Source organism: Porphyromonas vaginalis (genome assembly GCF_958301595.1).
Lineage (GTDB): Bacteria > Bacteroidota > Bacteroidia > Bacteroidales > Porphyromonadaceae > Porphyromonas > Porphyromonas vaginalis.
On sequence record NZ_CATQJU010000001.1, the window covers coordinates 2,325,287 to 2,350,824 of the forward strand.

19 protein-coding genes are annotated in these 25,538 nt (G+C 53.7%); 6 read left to right on the forward strand and 13 right to left on the reverse strand.

Features of this window, described 5'->3' with window-relative positions; all coding sequences use genetic code 11:
* The first annotated feature begins 105 nt into the window (after positions 1–105).
* The 6 genes from Q2J34_RS09040 to Q2J34_RS09065 all read left to right on the forward strand — a co-directional run bounded on the left by Q2J34_RS09040 (position 106) and on the right by Q2J34_RS09065 (position 9,661).
* On the forward strand, positions 106–1,536 hold the full coding sequence (locus tag Q2J34_RS09040; RefSeq protein WP_300970036.1) for a hypothetical protein: 1,431 nt from the start codon (positions 106–108) through the stop codon (positions 1,534–1,536).
* 100 nt (positions 1,537–1,636) lie between these two features.
* Positions 1,637–3,250: a hydrocarbon degradation protein gene (locus tag Q2J34_RS09045; protein WP_300970037.1), complete on the forward strand. Its 1,614-nt coding sequence runs from the start codon at positions 1,637–1,639 to the stop codon at positions 3,248–3,250.
* 22 nt (positions 3,251–3,272) lie between these two features.
* The gene (locus tag Q2J34_RS09050) at positions 3,273–3,986 is read left to right on the forward strand and encodes a hypothetical protein (protein WP_298888706.1); all 714 of its coding nucleotides are present in this window, start codon (positions 3,273–3,275) and stop codon (positions 3,984–3,986) included.
* A gap of 87 nt (positions 3,987–4,073) precedes the next feature.
* Positions 4,074–4,526 (forward strand): DUF4494 domain-containing protein, encoded by a 453-nt coding sequence (locus tag Q2J34_RS09055; RefSeq protein ID WP_004331207.1) that lies wholly within the window; start codon positions 4,074–4,076, stop codon positions 4,524–4,526.
* Positions 4,527–4,612: 86 nt separating this feature from the next.
* On the forward strand, positions 4,613–5,278 hold the full coding sequence (locus tag Q2J34_RS09060; protein WP_298888719.1) for a YggS family pyridoxal phosphate-dependent enzyme: 666 nt from the start codon (positions 4,613–4,615) through the stop codon (positions 5,276–5,278).
* Between the two features lie 315 nt (positions 5,279–5,593).
* Entirely contained in the window at positions 5,594–9,661 is a 4,068-nt protein-coding gene (locus Q2J34_RS09065; RefSeq protein WP_300970038.1) for a C10 family peptidase, read from the forward strand.
* A 236-nt stretch (positions 9,662–9,897) separates the two neighbouring features.
* Here Q2J34_RS09065 and Q2J34_RS09070 read toward each other — a convergent pair whose 3' ends face one another.
* The 13 genes from Q2J34_RS09070 to Q2J34_RS09130 all read right to left on the reverse strand — a co-directional run bounded on the left by Q2J34_RS09070 (position 9,898) and on the right by Q2J34_RS09130 (position 25,534).
* On the reverse strand, positions 9,898–12,174 hold the full coding sequence (locus Q2J34_RS09070) for an NADP-dependent malic enzyme (protein ID WP_300970039.1): 2,277 nt from the start codon (positions 12,172–12,174) through the stop codon (positions 9,898–9,900).
* A 108-nt stretch (positions 12,175–12,282) separates the two neighbouring features.
* A complete protein-coding gene (locus Q2J34_RS09075; RefSeq protein WP_300970040.1) occupies positions 12,283–13,473 on the reverse strand; it encodes a hypothetical protein in 1,191 nt (396 codons plus the stop codon).
* Positions 13,473–14,405 (reverse strand): methyltransferase domain-containing protein, encoded by a 933-nt coding sequence (locus Q2J34_RS09080; RefSeq protein WP_300970041.1) that lies wholly within the window; start codon positions 14,403–14,405, stop codon positions 13,473–13,475. The genes Q2J34_RS09075 and Q2J34_RS09080 overlap by 1 nt, the downstream gene beginning before the upstream one ends.
* A 12-nt stretch (positions 14,406–14,417) precedes the next feature.
* Positions 14,418–15,209: a nucleoside triphosphate pyrophosphohydrolase gene (gene mazG, locus Q2J34_RS09085; protein WP_298888717.1), complete on the reverse strand. Its 792-nt coding sequence runs from the start codon at positions 15,207–15,209 to the stop codon at positions 14,418–14,420.
* A 608-nt stretch (positions 15,210–15,817) separates the two neighbouring features.
* Positions 15,818–16,549, reverse strand: a complete 732-nt coding sequence (recO, locus tag Q2J34_RS09090; protein ID WP_298886122.1) for a DNA repair protein RecO — start codon at positions 16,547–16,549, stop codon at positions 15,818–15,820.
* Positions 16,546–17,274, reverse strand: coding sequence for a YjjG family noncanonical pyrimidine nucleotidase (locus Q2J34_RS09095; RefSeq protein WP_298886125.1), 729 nt, complete (start codon positions 17,272–17,274; stop codon positions 16,546–16,548). The genes recO and Q2J34_RS09095 overlap by 4 nt, the downstream gene beginning before the upstream one ends.
* A 100-nt stretch (positions 17,275–17,374) precedes the next feature.
* The gene (locus tag Q2J34_RS09100) at positions 17,375–18,226 is read right to left on the reverse strand and encodes a Cbp1 family collagen-binding glycoprotein adhesin (protein WP_300970042.1); all 852 of its coding nucleotides are present in this window, start codon (positions 18,224–18,226) and stop codon (positions 17,375–17,377) included.
* Positions 18,223–18,954, reverse strand: a complete 732-nt coding sequence (gene rsmI, locus Q2J34_RS09105) for a 16S rRNA (cytidine(1402)-2'-O)-methyltransferase (RefSeq protein WP_298886131.1) — start codon at positions 18,952–18,954, stop codon at positions 18,223–18,225. The genes Q2J34_RS09100 and rsmI overlap by 4 nt, the downstream gene beginning before the upstream one ends.
* A gap of 137 nt (positions 18,955–19,091) precedes the next feature.
* On the reverse strand, positions 19,092–19,706 hold the full coding sequence (locus Q2J34_RS09110) for an IMPACT family protein (protein WP_300970043.1): 615 nt from the start codon (positions 19,704–19,706) through the stop codon (positions 19,092–19,094).
* A gap of 18 nt (positions 19,707–19,724) precedes the next feature.
* Positions 19,725–21,110 (reverse strand): T9SS type B sorting domain-containing protein, encoded by a 1,386-nt coding sequence (locus Q2J34_RS09115; RefSeq protein ID WP_300970044.1) that lies wholly within the window; start codon positions 21,108–21,110, stop codon positions 19,725–19,727.
* 26 nt (positions 21,111–21,136) lie between these two features.
* Positions 21,137–24,178, reverse strand: a complete 3,042-nt coding sequence (locus tag Q2J34_RS09120) for a PD-(D/E)XK nuclease family protein (protein WP_300970045.1) — start codon at positions 24,176–24,178, stop codon at positions 21,137–21,139.
* Positions 24,168–24,857, reverse strand: coding sequence for a CPBP family intramembrane glutamic endopeptidase (locus Q2J34_RS09125; RefSeq protein ID WP_300970046.1), 690 nt, complete (start codon positions 24,855–24,857; stop codon positions 24,168–24,170). Before Q2J34_RS09125 ends, Q2J34_RS09120 begins: the two co-directional genes overlap by 11 nt.
* Entirely contained in the window at positions 24,857–25,534 is a 678-nt protein-coding gene (locus Q2J34_RS09130; protein ID WP_300970047.1) for a porin family protein, read from the reverse strand. Before Q2J34_RS09130 ends, Q2J34_RS09125 begins: the two co-directional genes overlap by 1 nt.
* Between the last annotated feature and the right edge of the window lie 4 nt (positions 25,535–25,538).

Genomic DNA, 25,538 nt, shown 5'->3' on the forward strand with positions numbered 1-25,538 from the left:
AGCTCTCTAAGCAAGCAAAGGTGACTGAGGCGGAAGTAGCTCGCCAAGAGGCTTCCCCTCAGCACCCAGCTTAAACAGATTACAAACCCTAAACCAACAATTACCATGATGAGGCTTACAAGATCTATATCTCTACTCGTGATCGTCGCCCTCTCATCATATATATGGAGTGCGGCACAGGTAGACTGGGATGACGACGTATACTACGTCCCCTCCAAGACTTCTCAGCAAGATAGTCGCTCTAACAACCTGTGGGGCGACTATGAGTATCAGTATGACAATCAAGACCCTCTCGACGCTTACAACCGCCGTGGAGAGGAGTATCAAGGTGCGCGAGGACAGAGCTACTCCTCATCACAACAACCTAAGAAAGGAGTCGGTAAGTATAGCCGTCGCATCTCTCGCTTTCACAATCCTGCTACCATATATATATATGACTCAGACAACGTAGATGTGTACTACAATGAGGATGGTACCTACGGCATTTACAACTATCCCGATCGCTATGACTACGTAGCTGATCGCTACAACCCCGTCGGCATATCAATTAACCTATGGAGCCCGGGCTGGTACCCCTCGTGGGACTACTACTATGACTACATGTGGTACAGCTCTTGGTATCCATGGTACACGAATCGCTACCCCTACCCTTACAGCTGGGGTGGATACAGCTACTGGGGACCTTCTATATGGTACACCAACCCTTGGTCATGGGGCGGTAGCTACTGGTACGGATACTATCCACACTACGGAGGCTACGGCTATGGTGCTGGCTATAACAATGGATACTGGGACGGATACTATGCTGGCTCCTACGGTATCTACGATCCATACTACGGAAACTATGTCAAGCCCTCGACCTACTACTCCAACGGTCGCCTAGGTAGTAGCTACTATGACAAGGGCTATAGTAGCAACCCACGCGCCACACGTGGCAACCAAGGCTCCCTCTCGGGCAATGCTCGTAGAGGTTCGCTAGATCAATCTACTTATAGTCGCAATGAGGTAGCCAATCGTGGCAACTTCTGGCAGGATGATCGCAATCGTGTCTATGACAATACGCAGGGACGCAGTGCTCGTGGATCGTACGACCAGTCTACTAGCACACGCCGTGTCTCCTCTGAGCAGTACCAGATAGGTTCCGCCCGCTCACGTCGTGGCTCCTACTTTGAGGATAGTAGCACGATAAGACAAGATCGTCAACTCTCCTCGCCAAGTCGCAGCTACGATGCTAGCTCTGCTCGCTCACGTCGTGGTAGCTACGACGCCTCAACGACTAGCCAGAGGAGAAGCTACGACACGCCAAGAAGTTATCGCGAAAACAACAGTTCCTCTTCTGTACGCTCTAACCGCGGTAACAGTAGCTGGCAGGGAAGCTCCTCTAGCTCCTCCGCTCGCAGCAGTCGTAGCTACGACTCTCCCAGCAGCTCTAGATCATCCTCTAGTAGCTTTGGGTCTTCGTCCTCCTCATCACGGAGCAGCAGCTCATCTAGTAGTTCCTCTTCTTCTGGCCGCAGTGCTAGAGGACGCCGATAGTAGACACTTCTAAGGTATGAGACTTGTATCATTAGCCACTGCACGCAGGTTCTGACTAATGGTCAAGTCTCATTCGTTTATACACCTATACTTATAAACTATGCTTCGACACTATTTCATTCCCCTCATAAGCTCAGCTCTCCTACTCATCACGGGGGGCTATCTATCCGCACAGACTCATGATAATGCGCTACGCTTTAGCACCGAGACGCTCGACGGGACGGCTCGCTACCAAGCTATGGGAGGAGCCTTCGGTGCTGTAGGTGCTGACTACAGTAGCTTACGACAAAACCCCGCTGGACTAGGGCTCTTCCGCAGTAACGAGATACAGGGGACCATTGCTTTCGGACAAAACCTGGACCAAGCTACTTGGTACGAAGAGCACTACAAGAAGGGGCGCACAGCCTTCAGTGGCAATATGTCTGTCGTGCTGGCGACTCCGCTCAGAGGGTCTGGCCTAACCTTCAATCTGGCTCTAGGCTTCTACCAGCGTCAGAGCTTCGCACGCTCTTTTGACGTAAGCAACCATCATATCACGGACTTCTCACTAGCAGACTACACGGCTCTTATCACGCCGACCAATGTCTCTTCCGAGGATCTCCTCAGCAAGAACGCGTATGGCAACGTCCGCGCACCATGGCTCTCCATACTAGGGCATGGAGCTGGCTGGACAGTGCCACATCCAAAGGGATTCTATGAGAGTGCTTTCAACTACAGTGAGAAGGGGGGCATCTTAGGGCCGAGCAATTCGCAATTACGAGTCAACGAGCGTGGAGGCATCCAGGACTTTGACTTCACTGGTGGACTCAACTACAACGACCGCCTATACTTCGGTCTAGGTCTTAAGATCAGTGCGCTAGACTATCGCATGAACTCTTACTACGGCGAGGACTTCATAGACAAGGATTACCTAGAGCTCGCCAACGAGCTTCGCACCTCTGGTTCGGGCGCATCGGTTAGCTTCGGCTTGATCGCTCGTGTCTCAGGCCATCTGCGCCTAGGTGCTGCCATACAGACACCCACATGGTTCACACTGCAAGACAACTACGTGGCAGGTGCCGAGTCTCGACACCTACGAGTAGACAAGGAGGGCAAGCCTCTACCCGAGAAGGATTGGACCGTCAAGGATCAGACACCTAGCGATGCTGCTTGGCGTTACCAGCTACAGACTCCCACAAAGATCGTCCTCAGTGGAGCCTTCGTCGGACGGCATGGCATGTTAAGCCTCGACTATGAGCTGGCCAACTACTCGGGCATCCAGCTCAAAGACACCTATGGTCCCTTTGTCGATGACAACAAACTGATGAAGGAGTACTTCACCCCGATGCAGAGCACCCTACGTGTCGGTGGCGAGCTGAGAGTCTCTCCTCAGTTCAGTCTTCGTGCGGGTGGATACTGGAGACAAGCTCCTATGAAGGCTAGCTTCGACTCCGATCCTAAGCAGAGTGCCAAGATCCATGTCAACGAGGCTGGTACCGTGCCGCACTACGAGATCGTCGGCATGGGCTATGGCGTCACGGGCGGACTAGGCTGGCGCTTCTCACCCTCCTCTTATGTAGATCTAGCTGTCGTCTATCAGGGACAAAAGTCTCACATGTACCCCTTCCCGACAGGTTACGATGAGAAGACTAAGTTTCACGTTGAGACGCCTCAAGCTATCCAGCTACAGAAGCACCGCATCTACGGGGTAGCTACCTTCGGTTTTAAGTTCTAATCCTCTTTATATCCACAGAACCATGTCACTATCTTCCAAAGCTTGGGATCGTCTTCTAGACTTTGTCCTCGGAGCCAATATGGCGCAAGTCAATCGTGTCGAGTGGCTCACCGATACGCTCTACCCCTTTCTCTCTATCACCGAGCTAGAGCAGCTCGCCACGGAGCCTCCCCACCGCTTCCTCTCGGTCAAAGTGCTCAACCATATAGCCAATCAAGAGATACGTCGTCACACCGAACTCCTAGCTATGGGCTCGGCAGGCAGCAGTCTCACAGGCTGCATAGCTACATGGGTCGGCATACCGACAGAGCTAGCGCAGTACAGCGTCAACCTCGTCCTCCTCATACAGAAGCTCGCCTACCTCTACGGCTGGAACGACTTCTACTCCTATGGAGCCGTAACGGCAGAGACCAAGGCACGTATCACCTTTATGATGGGCAGCATGCTAGGCATACGAGAGGCTGACGCACTCCTGCGCAACGCTTGTCGTTCATATCAGGGACAGGTCTCCATAACGCCTATGCCCTACGTAGGCGACCGCTCCCCTATCGACAAAGTCATTGTAGAGATCTCAAAGCGTCTCTTGATACTCTCTGCCAAGGGAGGCGTCACCGCTTGGATCGGGCGCAAGGCTCCGCTCATCGGTGTAACCATCGGAGCCAGTACCTCTTACCTCCTTGTCAAGCCTTCGCTCGTACGTCTCAAGGTGCTCCTACGTGACCTCATGCAGGAGTAATCTCAGAGACTTCGGCTCTTTGGTGCATCTCAATAAATCCGTACCTTTGCCCCACATCAATTCACTTTTTAGACGAATAGCAACTATATGGCCAATTGGTTTGAATGCAAGGTGACCTACGAGAAGATGGTCGACAACGGAACGCCCAAGCGTACCTCCGAGGGGTACCTCGTACAGGGCGACACCTATACGGAGATAGAAGAGAGACTCACCAAGGAGCTCACGCCCTTTACCTCTCTAGGCGAACTCATCATCAATACGATCAAGCGGATCAAGCTCGCTGAGCTCTTCCTCTCTGATCACCCCGAGGACGATCGCTTCTATCGCTGCAAGGTCAACTTCATCTCTCTAGACGAAGCCAAAGGCATCGAGAAGCGCACCGCTGCAGCTATGATCGTACAGAGCGACAGCCTGCCCAATGCCCTCAACCGCCTAGAGAAAGAGATGTCTACGACCCTCTCACCTTACGAGATAGCCTCCATCACCGAGACCATCATCATGGATGCGTGGCCGATAGACTTCTCTAAGCCCAACGAGTAATAAATCCCTACTTCGAGACTGTTACCTAGAGACAGGTAGCAGTCTCTCTTTTTGTATTGTACCAATCTCAAATTCCCCTACACATCATGATCGCAGAGCGTCTAGCAGAGATACGGAGTCAGATACCAGAGCAGGTGCAGCTCGTGGCCGTCTCCAAGTTTCACCCCGTCGAGTCTGTCCGTGAGGCTTACGAAGCAGGTCAGCGACTCTTCGGCGAGAATCGTGCACAAGAGCTTGCCGAAAAAGCTCCCCAGCTCCCCGAAGACATCCAGTGGCACTTCATCGGCACCCTCCAGCGCAACAAGGTCAAGAACATCGTCCCCTACGTCTCCCTCATCGAGAGCGTCGACTCCGAGTCACTCCTCCAGGAGATCGTCAAGCAGGCAAATCGCTTCGACCGCCAGCTGCGCATCCTCCTGCAGTACAAGATAGCTCAGGAGGAGAGCAAGAGCGGACTAGACCACGCAGAGCTCCTAGCACTCGTAGAGCACTACCTAGCGACTCCCGAGTGGCGAGAGCGCATCACCATCTGTGGCTTGATGGGTATGGCGACGCTGACAGAAGACAAAGAGCAGATACGCCACGAGTTTGACACGCTCCGTGCGCTACAGACGGAGCTGCGAGAGCGTTACCCCGACATCTCATGGGACGAGCTCTCCATGGGCATGAGCAGTGACTGGCCCCTAGCCGTAGAGGCGGGCTCCACAATCGTACGCATCGGCACCGCCATCTTTGGTGAGCGACAATACTAGTAGTAGCCCAGCCCTCCCCCATCATTCTCTGACGAAAGTCAGACGCCCCCCACGCAAGGAGACTTAATCGCTGATTAAATGCGGTTAAGTCTCCTCTCTTTTGTCGTCTTCTCCCCTAAAAAACCTCTACTCCCCGAAAAGGGATCAGACTAGCATGATAAGCTGCTAAACAAGTCAAAGGTCCCCCCCACACAAACGAATGAGTCTAGTTTATCAACCTACTGAACCTTTGGGATACCAGCAGAAGGTCTTGATTCATACCTGCTTAAAGTCGTAAATTTGCATCGAAACATTTCTTAAACCTGTACAAGACTTATGACTCGTCTCTTGACCCGATGGCGACAATTGCTCGTCCTCACCCTCTTACTGCTTTGTAGCGTAGGCACTCTATCCGCACGCCCCTTAAGTGAGCGTCAGGCTCGACACCTAGCCGAGCAATTCTTCCTCCAGTCGACTCGCACGACCATGTCTCGTCCCATATCACAGCAGGGACTACAGCTCGTCTCAGCACCTGTACGAGACGCTAAAGGCTTGCAACTACGCTCACTCACTGGCGAGGAGGCTCGCTACTATTACATATACAATAGAGGTAGCAATGAGGGCTTCGTCATCATCGCTGGCGATGACGAGCTGACACCTTATATAGGATACGCCACTACGGGGCGGTTCATCGTAGAGGATATGCCCGAGCAACTAGCCGCTTTTCTCAAGGCATGCCAAGAGCGTATCGATGAGCTAGTCTCTAGTATCAGCTATCATCAGGCACTACAGCCGACACGCCCCAGAGCCTCCGAGCCGACACAGATTGCTCCTCTACTGGGAAACATACAGTGGAATCAGAGTGCCCCTTGGAATAATCAGACACCCGTCGTCGATGGTGAGCATACACCCGTAGGTTGTGTCGCAATCGCCTATACACAAGTGATGCGCTACTACCAGTGGCCTACACAAGGCGAGGGAACCTTCTCCTATACAGAAAAAAGAAGTGACCGCCAGCATAGTGTAGACTACGAGTCTACTACGTATGACTGGGCGCACATGCCTGAGCGGTATGCTGATCCATCACAAGCCACCGAAGAGGAGACCAACGCGCTCTCGACGCTTGCTTACCATGCTGGCGTTGCTGTTGAGATGATGTACGCACCTCGTGGCAGTGGAGCTTCTATGCCCTATGTAGACCGTGCTTTACGCGAACACTTTCGCTACGACAAGCGCGTGAGCTTCAAGAACCGAGTAAACTATACGCAGGCTACCTGGGAGCAGCTACTACGTAATGAGTTAATTGCCGCTCGCCCTATTGTCTATAGTGGCTATGGTCATGGTGGTCACGCCTTTGTCTGTGATGGGTATGATGCGAATGGTCTCTTTCACATCAACTGGGGCTGGGGAGGCATGAGCGATGGCTACTTCAACCTCAACTACCTGGTTCCTTCAGATCTAGGCATCGGTGGTGGTGCTGGTGGTGGCTATAGCCTAGGGCAGGGAGCGGTCGTCGGGATTATGCCTGATCGTCAGGGCACCTCGCAGCGACCGGAGTCTTCCGTAGTCACCACGTGGCGCTTCAGTATGCTCTTTGACAAAGGCACACTAGATGCCACAGCAGACTACATAGTAGCTCTCGTAGACGATGCAACCCCATACGATGACCTCATTACCTATGGTGTCACACGCCTAGGCTCTACCGATACGACTTACCTCGATCAGTACGCACGCAACGCTCATATAGAGAGCCTCTATCTGTCTGACACTATTACATCTCAAAAGCTCCAACTCAGTGGCTATATAAACGAGGGTACGTGGGACTTCTTCCTCGCCTATCGAGCTAAAGACGTAGCTGGTACTGCTTCTTGGAGACCTTGTGGGCAGCATGAGCGTGCTAAGGATCAGTATCGTCGCACCTTTACCATCTCACGAGAGGGCGATGGCTCCTATACAGCTACTGAAGATGCTAGTGCTAATCAACCTAAGCTAGAGCTCGTCGCTGGATCTGCTCAGAGCAAGATCGCAGGCTATGAGAAGAGCCAAGTCTCCCTCCAGCTGCGGAATACAGGACGTGTCGAGTACTTTGAGCAGTTATACCTCTTCGCCCGTAAGTCTGGCGAAAAGATGTTTCAACCGCTCCTCAATCTCCTTCCAGCCATTGAGGCTGGTGGTCAGAAACGTATGACCTTTGACATAGAGCGCTTCCCCTATGGTTCAGGATATGTAGAGCTACTGGTTGGCTATTTCGAGGGAGAGCGCTTTACCCCCCTCTGGTCTAATACGGTCTCCGTCCAGCCAGCGACCGATATACGCACGGCTTACGTCCTCTCATCGGATCAGCCCGTCACGGCCAACCTATCTACTGGAGCCCTCTCGCAGATACGCATACGCAATGTCGGGACGACAACGGCTCCTTTGCAAGGAGACCTCTACTATCGCTGGGAACTTAGCAAGGGCGACAACAAAGCTTCATCAGAGTGGACAACGATAACTCCTATCTCAGCTGGAGGCGAAGCCACCTTCACACCTAATCTAGAGCGCGAGCTTCAGAAAGTCAATGCTCAGGAAGGCGATGAGATTACGCTCACAGCGACCTTTGTAGTGCTTTACAATGAGGGAAAGTCTTACAGCTACATCCCTTTGCTAGAGCAGGGCTCACTAGCAGTCACCTGTACGAAAGACCGCATCATCGGCGACGGCATCATCACGATGACCACGACGAAACTAGTCGGAGAGACGATTCAGCTAGGTTACGAGGCAGACAAAGATGTCTCCGTTGAGGGGGCTGAGCTGATAGATGATTCAGAGCGGTTCATGCGACGATACAGAGTCACCAATCAGCAAATAACTCTGCGTGGAAATATCACAGCATTATTTTGTTTTACACAGGGATTGACTGATATAGATGTTTCCCAGTGTAGCTCCTTAAGCGAACTTTACTGCTTTGCCAACGAAATCAAGGGGAAGTCAATGCTACAACTGGTCAATAGCTTACCTGATCGTACAGGACTAAAGAATGGCACCTTAGTTGTCTACTCAGATGGCTCTCTCGGGGCAGAAGGCAATGTGTGTCTGAAAAGCGATGTCGCCATAGCTAGGGCGAAGAATTGGGACGTAAGACAACTGGTGAAATATAATGAACTAGAGTTACACCCCTACGACGGCGAGGACCCGACAAAGACCTTTGCCGTAACACTGACTCAGGGCGACAATGGATCCATCTCAGCCACCGGCGCAGACGATCTTAATGCCGTACTAGAGGGTACCGAGCTAACCATCACAGATCACCCCGACGAAGACTACCTACTAGTCGCTCTGACGGCCAACGGCGAAGACATCCTAGTAACGAAGAAGCTGAGCGTCCGGGAAGACTCTGAGATCAAGGCGACCTTTGCGAAGAAGAGCTATACCGTGACATTCTCGACGGAAGGCGAAGGCGAAAACAAGCTCACAGCTACTAGAAATGGGGAGCCCTTTACCTCTGGAAGCCCAGCTCATGAAGGCGACAAGATCGTCATCACAGCTCAGCCTGCTGAGGGGTACCAGATAGACAAGTGGCTCGTTGGCAAGGAAGAGATAGAGTTCACTCCCTATACGGGTCAGACGACCTTCGAGTGTACCGTCGGCACGGCAGATGTTTTAATCAAGGCGACCTTTGCGAAGAAGAGCTATACTGTGACATTCTCGACGGAAAGCGAAGGCGAAAACAAGCTCACAGCTACTAGAAATGGGGAGCCCTTTACCTCTGGAAGCCCAGCTCATGAAGGCGACAAGATCGTCATCACAGCTCAGCCTGCTGAGGGGTACCAGATAGACAAGTGGCTCATTGGCAAGGAAGAGATAGAGTTCACTCCCTATACGGGTCAGACGACCTTCGAGTGTACCGTCGGCACGGCAGATGTTTTAATCAAGGCAACCTTTGCGAAGAAGACCTACCCTGTGACACTGGCATACAATGAACATGGGACAATTTCCATCGTGGAGCCTGTGGACCTAGAGACAGTGCCATACGGTACGACTCTGACGGTCCAGGCTACGGGCAAAAATGCACAGTGCGAGCTGACCGCTCTGACAGCCAACGGCGAAGATATCCTAAGCTCTAAGAAATTCACCGTCAAAGAAGCCACCGAAGTGCAGGCAACCTTCGTAGACCATACGAGTGTAGAGACAATCGCTGGGAACGCCGTCCGTATCTATCCGAATCCAGCACAGACGTTTGTCCTGATCGAGGGCTTGCAACCAGCTAGCCAGGTCTCGCTCTACAGTATGGATGGCAAGCAGCTGTACACGGGTCAGACAGACCAGCAAGGGACTCTGCGAATTGACCTAACCGCTCTGAGCGATGGTGTCTACCTCCTCGTAGGTGAGGGGTGGCAAAAGCGTTTAGTCGTCAAGCAATAGACGATAAACAGCTACTAAGAGGCTGCTACATTGCGATGGACTCCATCACTGCAATGTAGCAGTCTCTTTTTGTGTCCTCCCACTTGGCACTGCAGTTTCTCCTAGAGGAAACTGGAGTTTCTTCCGCATGAAACTGGAGTTTCTTCCGCATGAAACTGGAGTTTCACCCCTATGAAACTAAAAAGGGAGACCCACCGACGGTGGATCTCCCTCTTATTGTCGTATGGCGCGACGGACTAGACGAAGCAGGAGTTCGAGTCTAGCGAAGCCATCGCCGTGATATTGACGATGTCCTTGACGTCTGCATCGTGGTCGGCGAAGTAGATCGGCTTAGCCAGTCCGATCTGGATAGGACCGATCACATCCTCCGCTATGTCTAGGTGCTTGAGGAGCTGATAGCACGCATTCGCAGCCGAGAGACGGGGGAAGATAAGCACATTGGCTGGCTCACCCTTGATGCGATTATTGGGGAACTCCTCATCGCGTCGCTGGTAATTGAGCGCGGTCTGTAGCTGCATTTCACCATCCACCACGATGTGTGGGTGGTCTCTGTGCAGTATCTCCACCGCCTTGCGTGCCTCCACAGAAGACTCGGCATCGGTGCTGCCAAAGTCTGAGAAACTCACCATAGCGATGACTGGCTTGATGCCAAAGCAGCGCACCTTTTCGGCAGCTAGGAGCGCAATGTCCACCAGTGTCTCAGCCTTGAGATTCTGATTGATCAACGTATCAGCGAGGAAGAGCGGTCCACTCTTCATCATCACCAGGTGCATCGTCGCAAAGTGCTGGTGACCAGGGGCTATACCCACCGTATCACGAGCTACATTGGAGAGGTAGGCATAGTTCGAGTAAATGCCTGTGATCAAGCTGTCAGCATCACCGCACTGTACCATCATCATGCCGAAGTAGTTCGGACCAAACATCTTGTCCTTAGCCTCGCTCAGGATACCGCCCTTGCGCCAGTTTTGCTCTGTGTAGCGACGGGCATACTCCTCACGCTTAACCTTCCACTGCTCATCATGCTGATTGATAATCTCGATCGTGGAGAGATCCAAATCATGCTCTTTGGCAAGCTCTCGGATGACCACGGGGTCACCCAGCACGATCGGATGAGCGATACCCAGCTGAGCCACCTCAGCAGCAGCACGTAGCACGAGTGGGTTCTCACCCGCAGCGTAGACCATACGCTTGGGGGACTTTTGCGCAGCCTCGTGGATGCGACGTAGCAGGTGACTCATACCTCCCGTACGCATCAGGAGCGACTGCTCGTAAGCCTCCCAGTCGGTAATCTCACGACGCGCCACACCCGTACGGATAGCTGCACGAGCCACAGCCATCGAGACTCTCGTGATGAGACGTGGGTCCACAGGCTTGGGGATAAAGTAGTCAGGGCCGAAGTGCAGTGGCATGTGTCCGTAGGCACTCGAGACCTCATCGGGGACAGGTTCCTGCGCTAGGTCTGCGATGGCTATCGTGGCAGCCATCTTCATCTCCTCATTGATCGCCGTAGCACGCACATCGAGTGCCCCTCGGAAGATATAGGGGAAGCCGATCACATTATTGATCTGATTCGGATAGTCCGACCGGCCCGTAGCCATCAGTACGTCAGGGCGTGCCGCTTTTGCATCCTCATACCTGATCTCAGGCTCTGGATTGGCTAGCGCAAAGACAATCGGATTGGGAGCCATCTTCTGCACCATCTCAGGCGTCAGCACACCAGGCTGCGAGAGTCCGAGGAAAAGGTCAGCCCCTTCGATTGCATCGGCCAATGTGAAGACACCCTCACGATCGGTCGCAAAGAAAGCTTTGCGCTCATCTAGATTGGGGCGGTCGGTGCGAATGACTCCCTTGGAGTCGATCATCACAATGTTCTCCCGCTTAGCTCCCAGAGCTATATAAAGCTTGGTGCAGGACTGTGCTGAGGCACCCGCGCCACTGACCACGATCTTAGCCTCTTCGATCTTCTTGCCGACGATCTTGAGTGCATTGAGCATACCCGCAGCGGAGATGATGGCGGTGCCGTGCTGGTCGTCGTGCATGACGGGAATGTCAAGCGTAGCCTTCAGCTCCTCCTCGATCTCAAAGCACTCGGGTGCCTTGATGTCCTCGAGGTTGATACCGCCGAAGGTAGGTGCCAGCGAGCGGACGATCTCGACAAACTTCTTGGGGTCCTTCTCGTCGACCTCTAGGTCAAAGACATCGATACCCGCGTAGATCTTGAAGAGCAATCCCTTGCCCTCCATCACCGGCTTGCCTGCCATAGCACCGATGTTGCCCAGTCCTAAAACGGCAGTGCCGTTGGAGATAACCGCAACGAGATTACCCTTGGAGGTGTAGTCGTAAGCACGCTCAGGATCGGCCTCTATATCCTTGCAAGGCACCGCCACGCCAGGGCTGTAAGCGAGCGTCAGATCCTGCTGTGTATTGTGCGACTTAGTGGGTCGCACCTCTATCTTACCAGGCTGTGGGAGCGCATGATAGGCTCTCGCAGCCGCTTCTAGTTTTTTGTCCATTATGCTATCTTATAGTATGATACATAGTTCTCCGTGGCAAGTATTTCGCCTCACTTACTGAAGAACGCATACAAAGCTACAACTTTTGCGCCACTCTAGAGCGCATCGCTAGAGAATTGTCCAGTTGTTGCGAAAGGTGAGTGTCAGGGAGATCATGTGGCTCAGCTGGCTCCGTATGGCGGTGCGCTGACTCCACCAGAGCGCACCCTCTAGGCGCAACGCCCCGAAGCTGGGAATGGGTACTTCTAGTGCTGGATAAACGCCTAGTCGCCACTGCTCCTCGGCTGTACGAGCGGACGCTAGGAGCGGCCCCCCATAGGGTGCATAGTAGCGGTGCACGTAAGTGGCATCTGTCGCTAGTCGCAGCATCTTGTGTCGCCAAGCTAAGCGACCATAGAGAGCGTATCCGAGCGGTGGCTCAGCCTTGCCGTCACGGAGCGAGGAGCCTAAGAGGTGCAAAGCGCCTTCGACCGCACCCTGCGTGGCATACTTATATTGTGTAGTCACCCCAGCGGCACCAGCTAAGTAGGTGTGTAGCGTGTCTGGAAGCGACATCTGCTGTATCTCTCCTGCCCGATGATGCGCCGTAGCTTGCAACTCTAGTTGCGTCTTCCAGCTTTCACTGCTGTGGAGCTGATAAGCTGTGGATAGTAGGGCTGAAAAAGCCTCCTGATGAGTCTCTCCAGGGAAGATAAAGCCTTGCCAATCCACAAGAGCTTCTAGCGCAAAGCGAGGATAGCGCAGCTGAATCATTGCCCCCTGCGCAGGGTCTCGTGTGAAGCTGTACTCGGGATCGTAGAGCGGTGAGACGAGCGAGAGCAACCCATCTTGATCGATCGTAGAGGAGGCGACACCTCGCAGTGCCACTGTCTGCGCTCCGAGGAGTGTCCCCATCGAGACGGTGACATGGTCATTTGGCCTGTATTGTAGGGAGAGGATAGGACGTAGATGCACGCCACTCCCCTGCTCCTTAGGGTCACCGCTCCAGTGTGGCAAGTGGTCGTACCACCCACCTCGTGGATAGCGCTGTGCACCTAGTAAAGTGAGGTTGTAGACGCCCCCCACGAGACGCACCTGACGATGCTCGAGTGCCACCGTGGGAGCCAATTCCCACCCGGGGAGCGTATAGCCGAGCTGGTAGTCGGCGTGGTACTCATTATTGCGAAAGAAGGTCACCGCATCTACCCCCACACTCAGACGCAGGGAGTCCGCACCCCGCTCTGCGGCATTGCTGGCAGAGAGTACGGAGATCGGGGCTAGCAGTAGGAGGAGCGTCCCCAGTAGCTGTCTCGCTTTCATCACGCCTGACGAACGAAGTGGTAGAGCAGTGCACTCGCTCTCATCGGGGTAAAGAGAGAGCGTATGTGGTAGGAGAAGCCGACGCCAAAGGCTTTGAGCCAAGTAATGAAGTTGATACGCCCCCCCTGGTTGTAGCTTTCGCTCAGCAGTGCAATGTAGTAGACATCTAGTCGCTGCGGGCGAATCTTCTTTAGGGTGAAGTGGTGCGCCTCCACCGTTTGTCGCATAGAGTGTGGCGTAAAGTGCCACAGGTGACGCGGCACATCGTAAGCGGCCCAGAGCGCACGGTAGTAGCTAGCGTCAAAGCTCTGCGCATTAGGCACAGCGATGCAGAGCGTCCCCCCAGGCTTGAGTAGCTGTTGGTACATCTCCAGTTGATCGGCAAGATCTGGGAGATGCTCTAGGCTATGCCACAGGCAGATAAGGTCTAGCTGACCTGATAGTTCGGAGTGGTACGCCACAAACTCTTGGGTCGTGGCAAAGAGTTGCTCGCTGGGGATCTGCTGAGCGCACAGCTCTCGTGCTGCCTTGCTCTGCTCCACGACATACGCCTTGCACCCTCGCTCCTGCATAGCGTGGGCAAAGGCTCCGACGCCCGCCCCGACCTCCAGCATCATCTGCGGAGCTGTCGCACAAAGCTTGCGAGCGGTCCGAACCCGCCGTCCCGTGCGGTAGCGCTTCACCGCACGATAGATGCGAGCCATACCGCCCCGCCCCTCTGTCTGATGACTCAGATATTCGGAGCTGTCGTAGTAGTGCCCTAGCTCCTCTGCGGGAGGTGGCGTCAAGGTCTGTAGCAGTCCACACTGGTTGCAGCGACCTATGGCATATCGCTCGTGCGAGACGAGGTGGTCCTCACACTCCCACAGCTCGGTATAGCTGCTATTATGGCAGTGTGGGCAGGTTTGATCGGAGAGACTACATGCTATCATAGCTAGACGGGACTATTTGCTGGTACCCTTTTTGGCCTCCTGCCATAGCGTCTCCATCTCCTCTAGTGAGAGGTCGGTAATGCTTTTGCCATGCTCCTTAGCAGTCCGCTCAATGTACCCAAAGCGGTCGATAAACTTACGATTCGTCCGCTCCAGCGCATTGTCGGGGTTCACTCCATAGAGACGAGCCGCATTGACAATGCTAAAGAGCAAGTCCCCTATCTCGGCCTCTAGGTCGTCAGCACTGCCCGAAGTCATCTCCTGCTCGACCTCCTGCAGCTCTTCGCGCACCTTCGCCCAGACCTCCTCACGCTCCTGCCAGTCGAAGCCGACAGCACGCGCCTTGTCCTGTATGCGATACGCCTTGATCAGTGCCGGCAGAGCTGACGGCACACCCGAGAGGACCGACTTATTGCCGTCCTTCTCCTTTTGCTTCACCTGCTCCCAGAGCTGGACCACCTGTCCGGCATCCTCGACCTGCTCGGTAGCATAGATGTGCGGATGGCGAAAGATGAGCTTGTTGCACAGCTTGTTGCACACATCTACAATGTCAAAGTCGCCCTGCTCATCCCCTATGCGTGCATAGAAGAGGACATGCAGTAGCACGTCGCCTAGCTCCTTAGAGATAGCGTTCGTATCTCCTTGCTCTAGCGCCTCGCTCAGTTCGTAGACCTCCTCGATGGTGTTCGCCCGTAGCGACTCATTCGTTTGCTTGCGATCCCACGGGCAGTGCGTGCGCAGATTGTCTAGGACATCCAGTAGGCGGGAGAAGGCCTCCAGCCGTTCATCTTTGCTGTGTATCATAGCTTGTCTATTATTATAGTGCAAAGGTACCACTTTGAGGACAAAGCACCTCACCCATCGAGTCGCTCCCGCAGTTTTCCAAAAACTTTCCAGCCTTGGAAAAATAAATTTCCAACGCTGGAAACTTTCTTTTCCTCCCTTGGAAACTTTCTTTTCCACCCTTGGAAATTTCCTTTTCCACCGTTGGAAAAGAAAAATCCCCACGTAGGGATCGCAGAGTTCCTCCCTTGGAACTAAAGAGTTCCTCCGTTGGAACTAAAAAGTTCCAAGAGGGGAACTATTTTTGGAACTCGTATATACTACTATATCAAACCGATACGAATGACACTGACGACAGCCTACGCTATGAGCGCACACGGATCAGGCTTAGCAGGAGGACGAGCAGTCTGTCATCGATGCAACTGTTGCAAAATTTGCAACAATTCAATCTGAGGGAAGTAAAGCCGTCTAGTAATTCAGTTGTTGCAAAAAGTGCAACAACTGAGTGTTAGTAAGGGCACACAGAGAGTGTCTAGCGGATTAGCTGGCTTGAAAAGCCTTAGCTTGCTCGTAGAGACTCTAGTGGACGGACGTATGAAGTAGTTAAGGGCAACTTCCTCTTCCACAGCTCAGGGGAGCGGCGTGATGTGCTTGATACGGAAGGAGGGCGAGTGCAGCTCGGTGAAGTGGAGCAGCAGCCTGCGCAGGGTCTCGTACTCGGCGGTCGAGAAGCTATTTGGGGCAAAGTGCTCTAGGTCGTATCGCAGAAGCCTCGGCAAGGCACTCTGGAGTTCTGGCGTGAGCGGCACGGAGTAGTCAGTCTGGAGCGGGAGTATCGTCCACTGCTCGAGGTCTAGCCAGTGTGTCCTGTAGCTTTCTGAGTTCAGGCTTCGCATCTCTAGACCCTCGGGTAGGTATCCTTTGGCACGCAGTATGGAGACGAACAGAGCTAGGTCAAAGCCTTGTAGCTCCTCAAGGCTCTCGATGCTGTCTAGCTGGTCTAAGGCTTGCACTACGATAGTATAGAGTTGCAGGTCCTCAGGCTCCTGTGCGAGCAGCTCTCTGAGGAGCTGGGATAGATAGAGGAAGTAACCGCTAGCAGCGGGTCGCTGAGCTAAAGGGAGCGCACCACGAACGAGCTGTACCTGACGGATGAGCTTGACGGGCTGACTGGCCGGCGAGGGGGTCGTAATCTGCAGACCTCGTAGCGGTTGGAAGAGGTTGCTCGTTGCTCGGCTCCGACCACCGATGGGTACGGAGAAGGCTGTAGCTCCCCACAAGTCGGTGTAGAGCGTAGCTATGAGTGAGCGGTCTGAGTACGGGATGACACGCAGCACGATGCCCTCGACGGTGGTGATCATAGGCGTGTCGCACTACTCGGTGTGAGCAGGGGCAGTAGCTCCCGCAGATCTCTGATCTCAAGCACGGAGTGCTGTTGCTGGTCATATTCGGGCATCGGCACTTGCCATAGATTGTACCAGATGGAGTCGATGCCACTGTTGAAGGCACAAATGATGTCGCTCGGCCAACTGTCCCCAATGACGAGTGCCTCCTGACGGCTACAGCCTACTGCCTTCAAGGCGTAGTCTAGAAACTCAGGTGCCGGCTTAGGCACACCGACATGGTCGACGAGGATCACTTTGTCAATGTAAGGTGCCAGGCCCGAGCCGTTGATCTTGCCGTATTGCACCTCGCCAAAGCCATTGCTCACGATAACGATTGTGTAGCTACGATGTAGCTCTGCGAGCACCTCTAGGGCATGCGGTATGAGTGCTGTCTCTTGCTGCACATACTCGATGAAGCGCTGATTGAGCTCCTTGACCTGCTGGTCGCTCCACGAGACTTGTCCTCGCAGTGGATAGCGCAGACGATCTAAGAGCAGTTGCTCCTTGCTGATATACCCCTTGCGATAATCGTCCCAGAGCTGCTCCTGATGAGGGAAATAGACGGCAAAGTACTCTTCGAAGGTTGCATAGTAGGTGCCCCACCCCTCCTCATCGTAAAGTCTGTGCAGGCTAGCCTTATTATTGTCAAAGGTAGCCCAGAGCGTATCATCGAGGTCGAAGAGTAGTGCTTTGTACTTCATAGGTTTGCTGGCAAACTAAAGATGAGTCTCATAAACTTCAAAGGGGAGGTGTCTTGAGGCACCTCCCCTTTTGCATTAATGTAATGTGTCAGGAGACAGATTAGTAGATCTGTATGACAAGTATCTTAGAGAGGCTCCAGAACTCTCGAGGATTAGTGATCTCAAGAGTTAGCATCTTGTCCTCTCCCTTGACCAGCTTGTAGCTAGACCCAGGGTGCTTCGTCTTGAGCTCAGCCTTCTTGGCATAGAGAGGTATGGAAGTAACCTTGCGTAGATCGATCTGCGTAAAGTAGTCAGACTGATAGCCCTCTGTGACGACCTCGCCATTGCGGATGATGTTCATATCCTTAAGGTCGCGTGAGGTACCGATGCAGTAGCGTACGGTGTTGAGCGCAGCGTCCTGACGATCTAGCTCGGCTTGCTGTGCTGCAGAGGTCTTGCTTAGATTCTCCACATTGCTACTTAGGTCTGTGACCATAGAGTCGAGGACACCGATAGCGTAGTTCTTGCGCTTGAGCTCCTCGGTGAGATCTAGGATCTCAGCATTCTTAGCATTGAGCTGCTCTTGTAGCGTGCCGATGGTGCGCTGTAGAGAGCTGTTCTTGTTTCCAGACTGAGCGAGCTTCTTGTTGAGGAGGTCGATGGTCTGGCGGTTAGACTCCAGCTTCTCATTGATCAAGCGTAGATTGTCCTCGATCTTACCACGCTGAGACTGGGGCACCTCGCTATTGCTGTCTAGCGTTATCATGCCTTCTAGCTGCTGTATCTGAGCAAAGTTCTGGATCACCATATTGATTAGTGAATCCTGCTCTGCAACTTGCGTGCGGAGAGACTGCAGTTCGGTGAGCTCCTTCTGTCGCTCTTCCTCCTGCTTACTGTTTTTACCGCAAGCGGTGAGCATTAGTAGCACTACTACCAATGCTGATAAAGTGAGAGATAGTGACTGTTTCATAATTGTATAGTTGTATCTTCTGTTATGTGTCTATTGTTGTTTTTAGAGGCCTTGACGGGTGTAGCGCCAGCTACGACGATGACAAACTCCCCGCGAGGAGCTGTCTCTGCAAAGTGGTCGCTCAGCTCCTGGAGCGTGCCTCGCCGTACCTCTTCGTGTAGCTTAGACAGCTCACGACAAGTGGCTGCCTGTCGCTCTGCGCCGAAGTATGTGATCAGGTCAGCGAGCGTGCGACAGACCCGGTATGGCGACTCATAGATGATGATGGTGCGTGTCTCGGTGGCTAGTGCCGTGAGAAGTGTTTGCCGCCCCTTCTTGACGGGGAGAAAGCCCTCATAGCAAAAACGAGACGTGTCCAGTCCGCTAGCAACTAGAGCTGGGACAAAAGCGGTGGCTCCTGGCAGGCAGGTGACCGTCACGCCAGCATCTATGCAAGCTCGTATGAGCATAGCTCCTGGATCATTGATGCCTGGCGTACCGGCGTCGCTGATGAGCGCGACGGAGGTACCCTCGGCAATGCGCTGAGCTAGCCGCTCGGAGGTCTTGTATTCGTTGAACTTATGGTGGCTCTCCATAGGCTTCGCTATCTCGTAGTGCCGTAGCAATACGGAGGAGGTACGTGTGTCCTCGGCAAGGATCAGATCAGCCTCACGCAGAGCTTCTAATCCACGTAGGGTGATGTCTCCCAGATTACCTATAGGGGTCGGTACGACCGTTAGTTGAGCCATTGTAGTTATACTGCGTTCTTGACTAGTCAAGAGACAATTACGGTGCAAACTTACGAAAAACTCGTGGAATCTAGCATTACCGCCCCGATCTAAACGAAGAAAGCGGTTGTCTACAAAGCTTTTACGAGTGTACGGACTTATTCGATATCTTGCTCTTTCTGCAGCGTAACGCCATAGATCTCCCCGGCCGCTGCGACAAACGCGGGCATATCGCCTTGTCGTAGCTGTACCGTGAGATGGTACTGAGAGGTGTAGTCCTGAGCGATGATCTCGGCTCCATGGTTCTTGACCAGCAGCATCACGGGCCCCATCAGATCCATCTGGAAGCTGAGCGTCACGCTACTATATAGGATCACCTCTCTGACTGTTGCCTTGTCTAGGACTAGTTCGGTCGTAGAGCGATAGGCGTCGATCAGCCCACTGGTGCCGAGCTTGACACCTCCAAAGTAACGGACCACCGCCACAGCTACGTTGGTTAAGTCACGAGAGAGCAAGCGTCCTAAGATCGGCTTGCCAGCAGTGCCTGAGGGCTCTCCGTCATCGTTGGAGCGTGTCTCGTACTCCTCAGCTCCATAGATCGAGTAAGCCCAGCAGACGTGCGTCGCACTGTAATGCTCCTTGCGAAGCTCCGAGATGCGCTCCAGGGCTTCCTCAGCACTAGCGACCGGATAGCAGTAACCGATGAAGCGGCTCCGCTGAATGTTTTGCTCGTCAATGGCTGGAGACTGGATGGTGTGGTAAAAGTCTTTCATCGGTCAGGCTTCCTCAGATTAGTTGAAGTTGGGTTGCTGCGAGAAGTCGCTCTCTAGGATGTTGACGTCTCCACTCTTGTGGTACTGCACGCCATCGGCACCCTCAGCGGTGATGACGTAGTAGTAGACTCCACTCGGTACGGGCTTGCCACGACAGGAGCCATCCCAACCGCCATTGGGATCACTCCAGCTATAGATCAGTCCGCCCCAAGAGTCGTAGATGCGCCCTTCGAAAGAGATAAGCGACTGATGCACCACCTGAAAGAGGTCATTGACTCCTGGACTGCTAAAGGGCGTAAAGACGTTTGGCACCTCTAGCCTCGAGCTTTGTACCGTTACCACCACGGGCTGAGAGGTAGCTGTGCAACTAGCTGTGCGGTCGCTCACTGTGCCGTAGAGGGTGTAGGTGCCCATCTTGTCGAAGGTGTACTGAGCTTGGCGTCCGTTGAACTGCATCACCACGGGCGCGTCCTTAGAGATGCTGGCTCCCTCAGCAATGATGATCTGGTAAATGACCGCCGCAGGCTCATTAGCAACCAAATCAATCTCCACCGTGGCAGGAGCCGAGAGACTGGAGGGGAGTTGCTCCGCATTGGTTGCGGTCGAGTCTGCCGCCTGCGACTGCCCCGTGCTAAGCAGCCGATAGCGAGCGTGCAGCTCTACACGACGAGCCTGTAGCACGGGACTCTCTATGGGCAAGCCGTACTGACTGGAGACACCCTCGGTAAAGCGGTCGCCGATGATAGCAAAAGAGGTGTCCGTGAGCGGAGCGATCAGATGCCACGCCCCACCATTGGTCTCGGGGAGCTGCTCTTCCTTTTGCTCTGCGGTGAAGGCATGAGCCTCCTCCTTGTAGACTAAGTCTTGGTAGCGCACTACTAAGCCACGATCCGCCTGCATGGAGGCACCCTGTAGCGTGTGATAGGATATGGGAGCAAGCGGACGAGAGAGGGCGAGCGTCACCTGCTGGCAAGGCTCCGCAGCATCGTAGTCCGCCGTCAGTGTGAGGTTACTCAGAGAGACACGGCTGTAGTCAAAGACCCAGTAGTAGGCCCGCGTCATCATGATCTGACTAGGCTGAGCGGTGAAGTACCCGCACTCCAGCTGCGCATTGGGTAAGGTGACGGACGTGCCCGCATACTGCGCCGTAGCGACGGGCTGCGCCTCCTGTATCGAGGTGGTGTAGCTGTAGAGCTGCTCTCCCGTAGCTATGGGAAAGGTCAAGGTAACCGCACCACTCCCCTCTCCACTAGCGGGATGATAAGCCAAGAGCTGTACCTGCTGCCCCGTCGGGGTGTAGGGCTGACTGAGTTTGCCCGGACTAGCTGTGACACCCTGCGCCGAGAGTGTCACGGCAGAGCTGACGAGCATGAGGAGTGATAGGATCAAGCTTCTAGTCTTCATGTGGCGTGCTACTATATATGGTGTCTCTAGAAATCAAGCTTCTTGCGTCCACAGATTGTCCTGTAGTTGCATTCATTGCAAATGTTCTGTACGGAGGTTTGGTAAAAGTGATTCTTAGGGTTTACTAGCTGGTTCAAGTATTCTAATACGATCTTTCTGATTACGTCTAGATCTTTGGGACTTTCAAAGTATATCGCCCCTTCGCTAGCCGGCACAGCGGGAGCCAACGAGTAGAGCGTAGGCTGCACCTCATGGATTCCGCCATTTACCTTCTGGATTCCACCCTTTACCTCCTGAGCATAGAGCAAGGCGTAGAGATAAGACTGTAGCATGTAACCGCCTAGCTTGTAGTTGTTTTCCTGAAAGCGCCAGCTTGTTAGCGTATCGGAGTCTAGTTTCTTTAGTTTCTTAGGCTGCTTGATGATCCCTGTCTTGTAGTCTACGATGCGACAGACACCTCCACAGACTTTGTCCACTCGGTCGGGCTGAGCAGTCATGTGTATCGTATGCTCGTCCCACTCGAAGGTGACGTTCATCATCTTCGTCTCACTGGCCAGCAGCTGGAGCGTGCCACTCTCCCCGAGCAAGAGGCGGTCTATCTCTAGAGCCTTGTAGATGTATCGCTCCAGGTCTGTCAGGAGGATTTCGTCGGGGGCACTCTTGTCAGAGACGATCTCTTTATAGATGTCTGTCAGCATCTGGCGAGAGACCTTGTGCTCGAGCTGATCTCGAGTTATGACGTCTCCAGGCTTCTGCACCAGTCCTTTGTAAAACAGCTCTAGATACTCATGCACTATCGAGCCCAACTCTATCTGTGTCACCACTCCAGGCTCAGGTCGTGGCTCGCCGACACCCTTTATCTTCTTAAGGTAAAACTGGTAAGGGCACTTGTAGTAAGTGATCAGGTCAGATGGAGAGAAGGTCCTCTTGCCTGAAGCCAACTGCGCTATGTAGCGACGCACCTCCTCATCTTGACCCGTGATCTGGGGCACCATCTCGTCTCTCGCCTCCAGTGGGTCTGCATAAGCGGACTCTTGGGGCTTTAAGTTTGTCAAGTAGCGTATCTGATCCACATAGCGCGAAGGCTCCATCGAGGAGATGCTCTTAGGACGAGTATCTTGGAGTAGATAAACTTCCTTAGCGCCCTGTATGAGGCGATAGAAGTGGTAAGCATTGGTGTCATCTTCCGTACGGTAAGTGGTCATACCGAAGGCTCTTCGTAGCATATCGGGGATCAGCGTCGTCGTATGGCTCGACTTAGGCAGATCACCCTCCTGCACATTGAGCATGATCACATAGTCAAAGGTGAGCGTACGGGTCTCCAAGAAGCCCATCACCTGCAAGCCCTCTAGCGGAGCTCCCTCGAAGGGTATACTCCCCACAGCCAACAGTTGCTCCAAGAGGTAGGCGACATGCATCGGTGTGTCTAGCAGATGCCGAACACCGTCGCGCGCTGTTAGCAGGTTAGACACCTGTGTGGCATAGCGAACTATCTGGTCGCGTGCCTCCGAGAGGATTACTTGATCTATCGGCTCCTCAGCAGCTTCGTCCTCCTCTTCCTCTGGTGCTGACGAGCTCTCTTTGATCAGCTCTAGCAGTTGACCAACACGACCGAGTAGCTCTTTACCAGTAAAGCTAGGTGTGAGTATCTCTAGGAGAGGCTGTCGTATCGCCTCATCAGCATCTTTCGTAAGCTCCTCGATGATCTCACGAAGCTCCGATGCTTTGATGGCATAGTGATGGAGAGCTATCTGCTCCATCAGGGTAGTCGTCAGCTCACCAAAGAGCTTGCGCGTCAAGGGGGCTGCCAGCCAAAGTTGCAAGCGTGAGCAGGTGAGCTTGACACGAGTTAGCTCTCTATCTGAGGGACTCACGAGCCCGAAGATGTTTAGGTATCTACGTATCCAAGTCGCGACAGAGGTGTACTGGAGGGGGTAGCCCATCGTCACGTTGAGCGATGTGCAGGTCGGCTGCTTGAGCGACTTCATCAGAGGGATGAGCGTTTTCTCATCGTTGAGGACGATCGCTATGCGTAGCTCTTCGAGTGCTTTAGGATCGCGCTCGATGATCTCGTCGATGAGACTATTGACCACTTGTGGCTGGAGAATGGTTGAGTTGAGCGAGAGGAGATGGATCTCTGGCGAATGCCCACGAGCCTCTTCTCCGTCTATGACCTCACCTCCGTCTATGACCTCACCTCCGAGAAGATTGACGTTTTGCTCGATCGTACGGTAGAGATGATTTGTAAATTCGTCTGTAGCGTCTAGCGAGACTTTCTGCCAGTAAAACTGCACCTTGAGCGCATCAGCATCGGCTGTCCGTAGCTTCTTGATGATCTCCTGCTCCGCTGGCGTCAGGTTGTAAAGTCCCACGAAGGAGACCAAGCTGATCTTCGAGCCACTATGGCGACGTAGCTCTCTGAGTAGATCATCATCAGTAAAGTCTCGCTCCGCAACGAGCCTATAAGCTGCTGCTCGGTATGCCACTCCGAGCTCGGTCAAACGTGCATTAAATCGCTTATAAATCTCTCTCCAGACGATGGAGAAGTGGAGATACTCTGCGCCGTGCGCTTTTTTGAAAAAGTCTTTAGGCAGTGTGGTCCAAAACTTTTGGATTGCGTCGCGCTCCTCTTCTGTTAGGAACTCGTAGTCATCAAAAGCATCTAGCTCCTCGAGATTTCCCAAGAGCATCTCCACATGCGCCAGGGCAAGATCCATATCTTGGAAGTCTCGTAGCATGCGCTCCGTCTGACTCAGGCGAAGCATCTGATCTGTCTCCGTCTGCGCCTCGCCCTGCTCCGCCAGATAAGCTGCGTAGACCTCGTAGAGTATCGATATGAGTGCTGTGTTGTCTAGGATGACCCGCCCACTCATCTCAGTGATCCACTCGTCGATGGTGACTATGCGAGGCAGGATAGTGGCAGCATCGGCCAGTTGCGCGATGAGCTCACGCTGTAAGAATGTGCCAGCACGCTTTGTCGGCACCACCACCAGCTGCTCTCTCAGCGGTGTGTCACTATTGCGCAGTTGCCTGACGACCTGCGAGAGAAAGTTGTCACTAGAGTCCATAGATACCCAAGACTAAAAGGTTATTACACATGTGTAGCGCGACCGATGGCCAGAGCGAACCTGTAGCCCAGCGCAGGTAACCCAGCAAGAGGGCCAGAAAGAAGATCTGTAGCATCCCCACGGGGTTGAGGTGCATCACGGCAAAAAGTAGTGCGGGCAGGAGGATAACACTCCAGCGTGGGAAGCGTCTCAGCATCATCCACCCCATGAGTGCCCCTCGGAAGAAGAGTTCCTCAGCAATCGGCGTCAGCACCCCGACGATGAGGAGAGACCACCCTATATTCGACTCCCCGATGAGCGTCGTCTGCGCCTCCTCGACCATCTTACTCCAGTTGCGTAGCCACGCACCGCCCCACCCCTCTGGCCATACGGAGACGAGTGCTTGATTGCTCCATGCGAGGAACAGATAGATAGCCACAGCAAGGATTGCGTAGAGGAGGAAGCGTGGCAGCCTCACCCCCTTTAAGTATTGTCTGAGCGGTTCGAGTGGCAGGGCTAGCAGTTCATAAGGCTCCTGCGGGGCTGGCTGATGGTAGAGTCTTTGGTAGCCCCATAGGTAAGTCCATGTGGCAAGTAGCGCACTGCCTCCGAAGGCGATGACTCCCACCCAGGAGACTGGGAGCAGTGGGTACGCCAGCACAAAGAGGATTAAGGAGTATAGGAGCAGTAAGACCAGCATCAGCGCACCTTAAAGTAATAGCCCAGCCCCACCGTGACGCCCAGCTCGCCCGCACGGCCATAGTCATCGCGCACGGTCGTGGCAAAGATGTCGCTCAGACCGTAGTAGAAGTGTCCGCTCAGCGTGATCCTATGCCTCTGAGCTATGTCTAGGCTCATGACGGGACCGCCTTTGAGACCCCACGAGAACTTGCTAAAGAGCGGATAGACATGTCGTCTCTTGACGACGGATCGCGTCTCTTCGCTCGGCGTAGGGCTGCTCACATCTCGTATGATGTAGCCCACACTTGGTCCCACCTCTAGTCCCAGCTGAAACGTACCAAAGGGATAGTAGAGGTGTGCCATCAGCGTCAAGTCTATGAAGTCCATATCTCTTGCGAAGCTGTAGGCGATCGGCTTCGTATACTCCTCTCGCCATCCACGCTGCTCGTAAGAGAGACGCATCGTCATGCCCGTATATTTCTGATTGGTCAGCAGCACCCCCACGTAGCCCATAGCACCTAGGTGAGGTAGCATCTCCACGCGAGGCACTAGGTCGAGCATCGATCCACTCACACCACCACCACCTCCTATGCGCACCTCTAGAGGCTTCAGCTGGGAGCGCTGAGCCTGTGCGGGGAGTATGGTGCAGAGGAGTGTGAGGAGCAGTCCGCTCCACCATTTCATCAAGCTTAGCATAGTG

Coding starts and splice junctions, on each gene's coding strand:
- Q2J34_RS09050 (WP_298888706.1), top strand. CDS start 3,273: ATGTCACTATCTTCCAAAGCTTGGGATCGTCTTCTAGACTTTGTCCTC.
- Q2J34_RS09040 (WP_300970036.1), top strand. CDS start 106: ATGATGAGGCTTACAAGATCTATATCTCTACTCGTGATCGTCGCCCTC.
- Q2J34_RS09055 (WP_004331207.1), top strand. CDS start 4,074: ATGGCCAATTGGTTTGAATGCAAGGTGACCTACGAGAAGATGGTCGAC.
- Q2J34_RS09095 (WP_298886125.1), bottom strand. CDS start 17,274: ATGAAGTACAAAGCACTACTCTTCGACCTCGATGATACGCTCTGGGCT.
- Q2J34_RS09115 (WP_300970044.1), bottom strand. CDS start 21,110: ATGAAGACTAGAAGCTTGATCCTATCACTCCTCATGCTCGTCAGCTCT.
- rsmI (WP_298886131.1), bottom strand. CDS start 18,954: ATGGCTCAACTAACGGTCGTACCGACCCCTATAGGTAATCTGGGAGAC.
- Q2J34_RS09075 (WP_300970040.1), bottom strand. CDS start 13,473: ATGAAAGCGAGACAGCTACTGGGGACGCTCCTCCTACTGCTAGCCCCG.
- Q2J34_RS09045 (WP_300970037.1), top strand. CDS start 1,637: ATGCTTCGACACTATTTCATTCCCCTCATAAGCTCAGCTCTCCTACTC.
- Q2J34_RS09065 (WP_300970038.1), top strand. CDS start 5,594: ATGACTCGTCTCTTGACCCGATGGCGACAATTGCTCGTCCTCACCCTC.
- recO (WP_298886122.1), bottom strand. CDS start 16,549: ATGATCACCACCGTCGAGGGCATCGTGCTGCGTGTCATCCCGTACTCA.
- Q2J34_RS09110 (WP_300970043.1), bottom strand. CDS start 19,706: ATGAAAGACTTTTACCACACCATCCAGTCTCCAGCCATTGACGAGCAA.
- Q2J34_RS09060 (WP_298888719.1), top strand. CDS start 4,613: ATGATCGCAGAGCGTCTAGCAGAGATACGGAGTCAGATACCAGAGCAG.
- Q2J34_RS09125 (WP_300970046.1), bottom strand. CDS start 24,857: ATGCTGGTCTTACTGCTCCTATACTCCTTAATCCTCTTTGTGCTGGCG.
- mazG (WP_298888717.1), bottom strand. CDS start 15,209: ATGATACACAGCAAAGATGAACGGCTGGAGGCCTTCTCCCGCCTACTG.
- Q2J34_RS09080 (WP_300970041.1), bottom strand. CDS start 14,405: ATGATAGCATGTAGTCTCTCCGATCAAACCTGCCCACACTGCCATAAT.
- Q2J34_RS09120 (WP_300970045.1), bottom strand. CDS start 24,178: ATGGACTCTAGTGACAACTTTCTCTCGCAGGTCGTCAGGCAACTGCGC.
- Q2J34_RS09130 (WP_300970047.1), bottom strand. CDS start 25,534: ATGCTAAGCTTGATGAAATGGTGGAGCGGACTGCTCCTCACACTCCTC.
- Q2J34_RS09100 (WP_300970042.1), bottom strand. CDS start 18,226: ATGAAACAGTCACTATCTCTCACTTTATCAGCATTGGTAGTAGTGCTA.
- Q2J34_RS09070 (WP_300970039.1), bottom strand. CDS start 12,174: ATGGACAAAAAACTAGAAGCGGCTGCGAGAGCCTATCATGCGCTCCCA.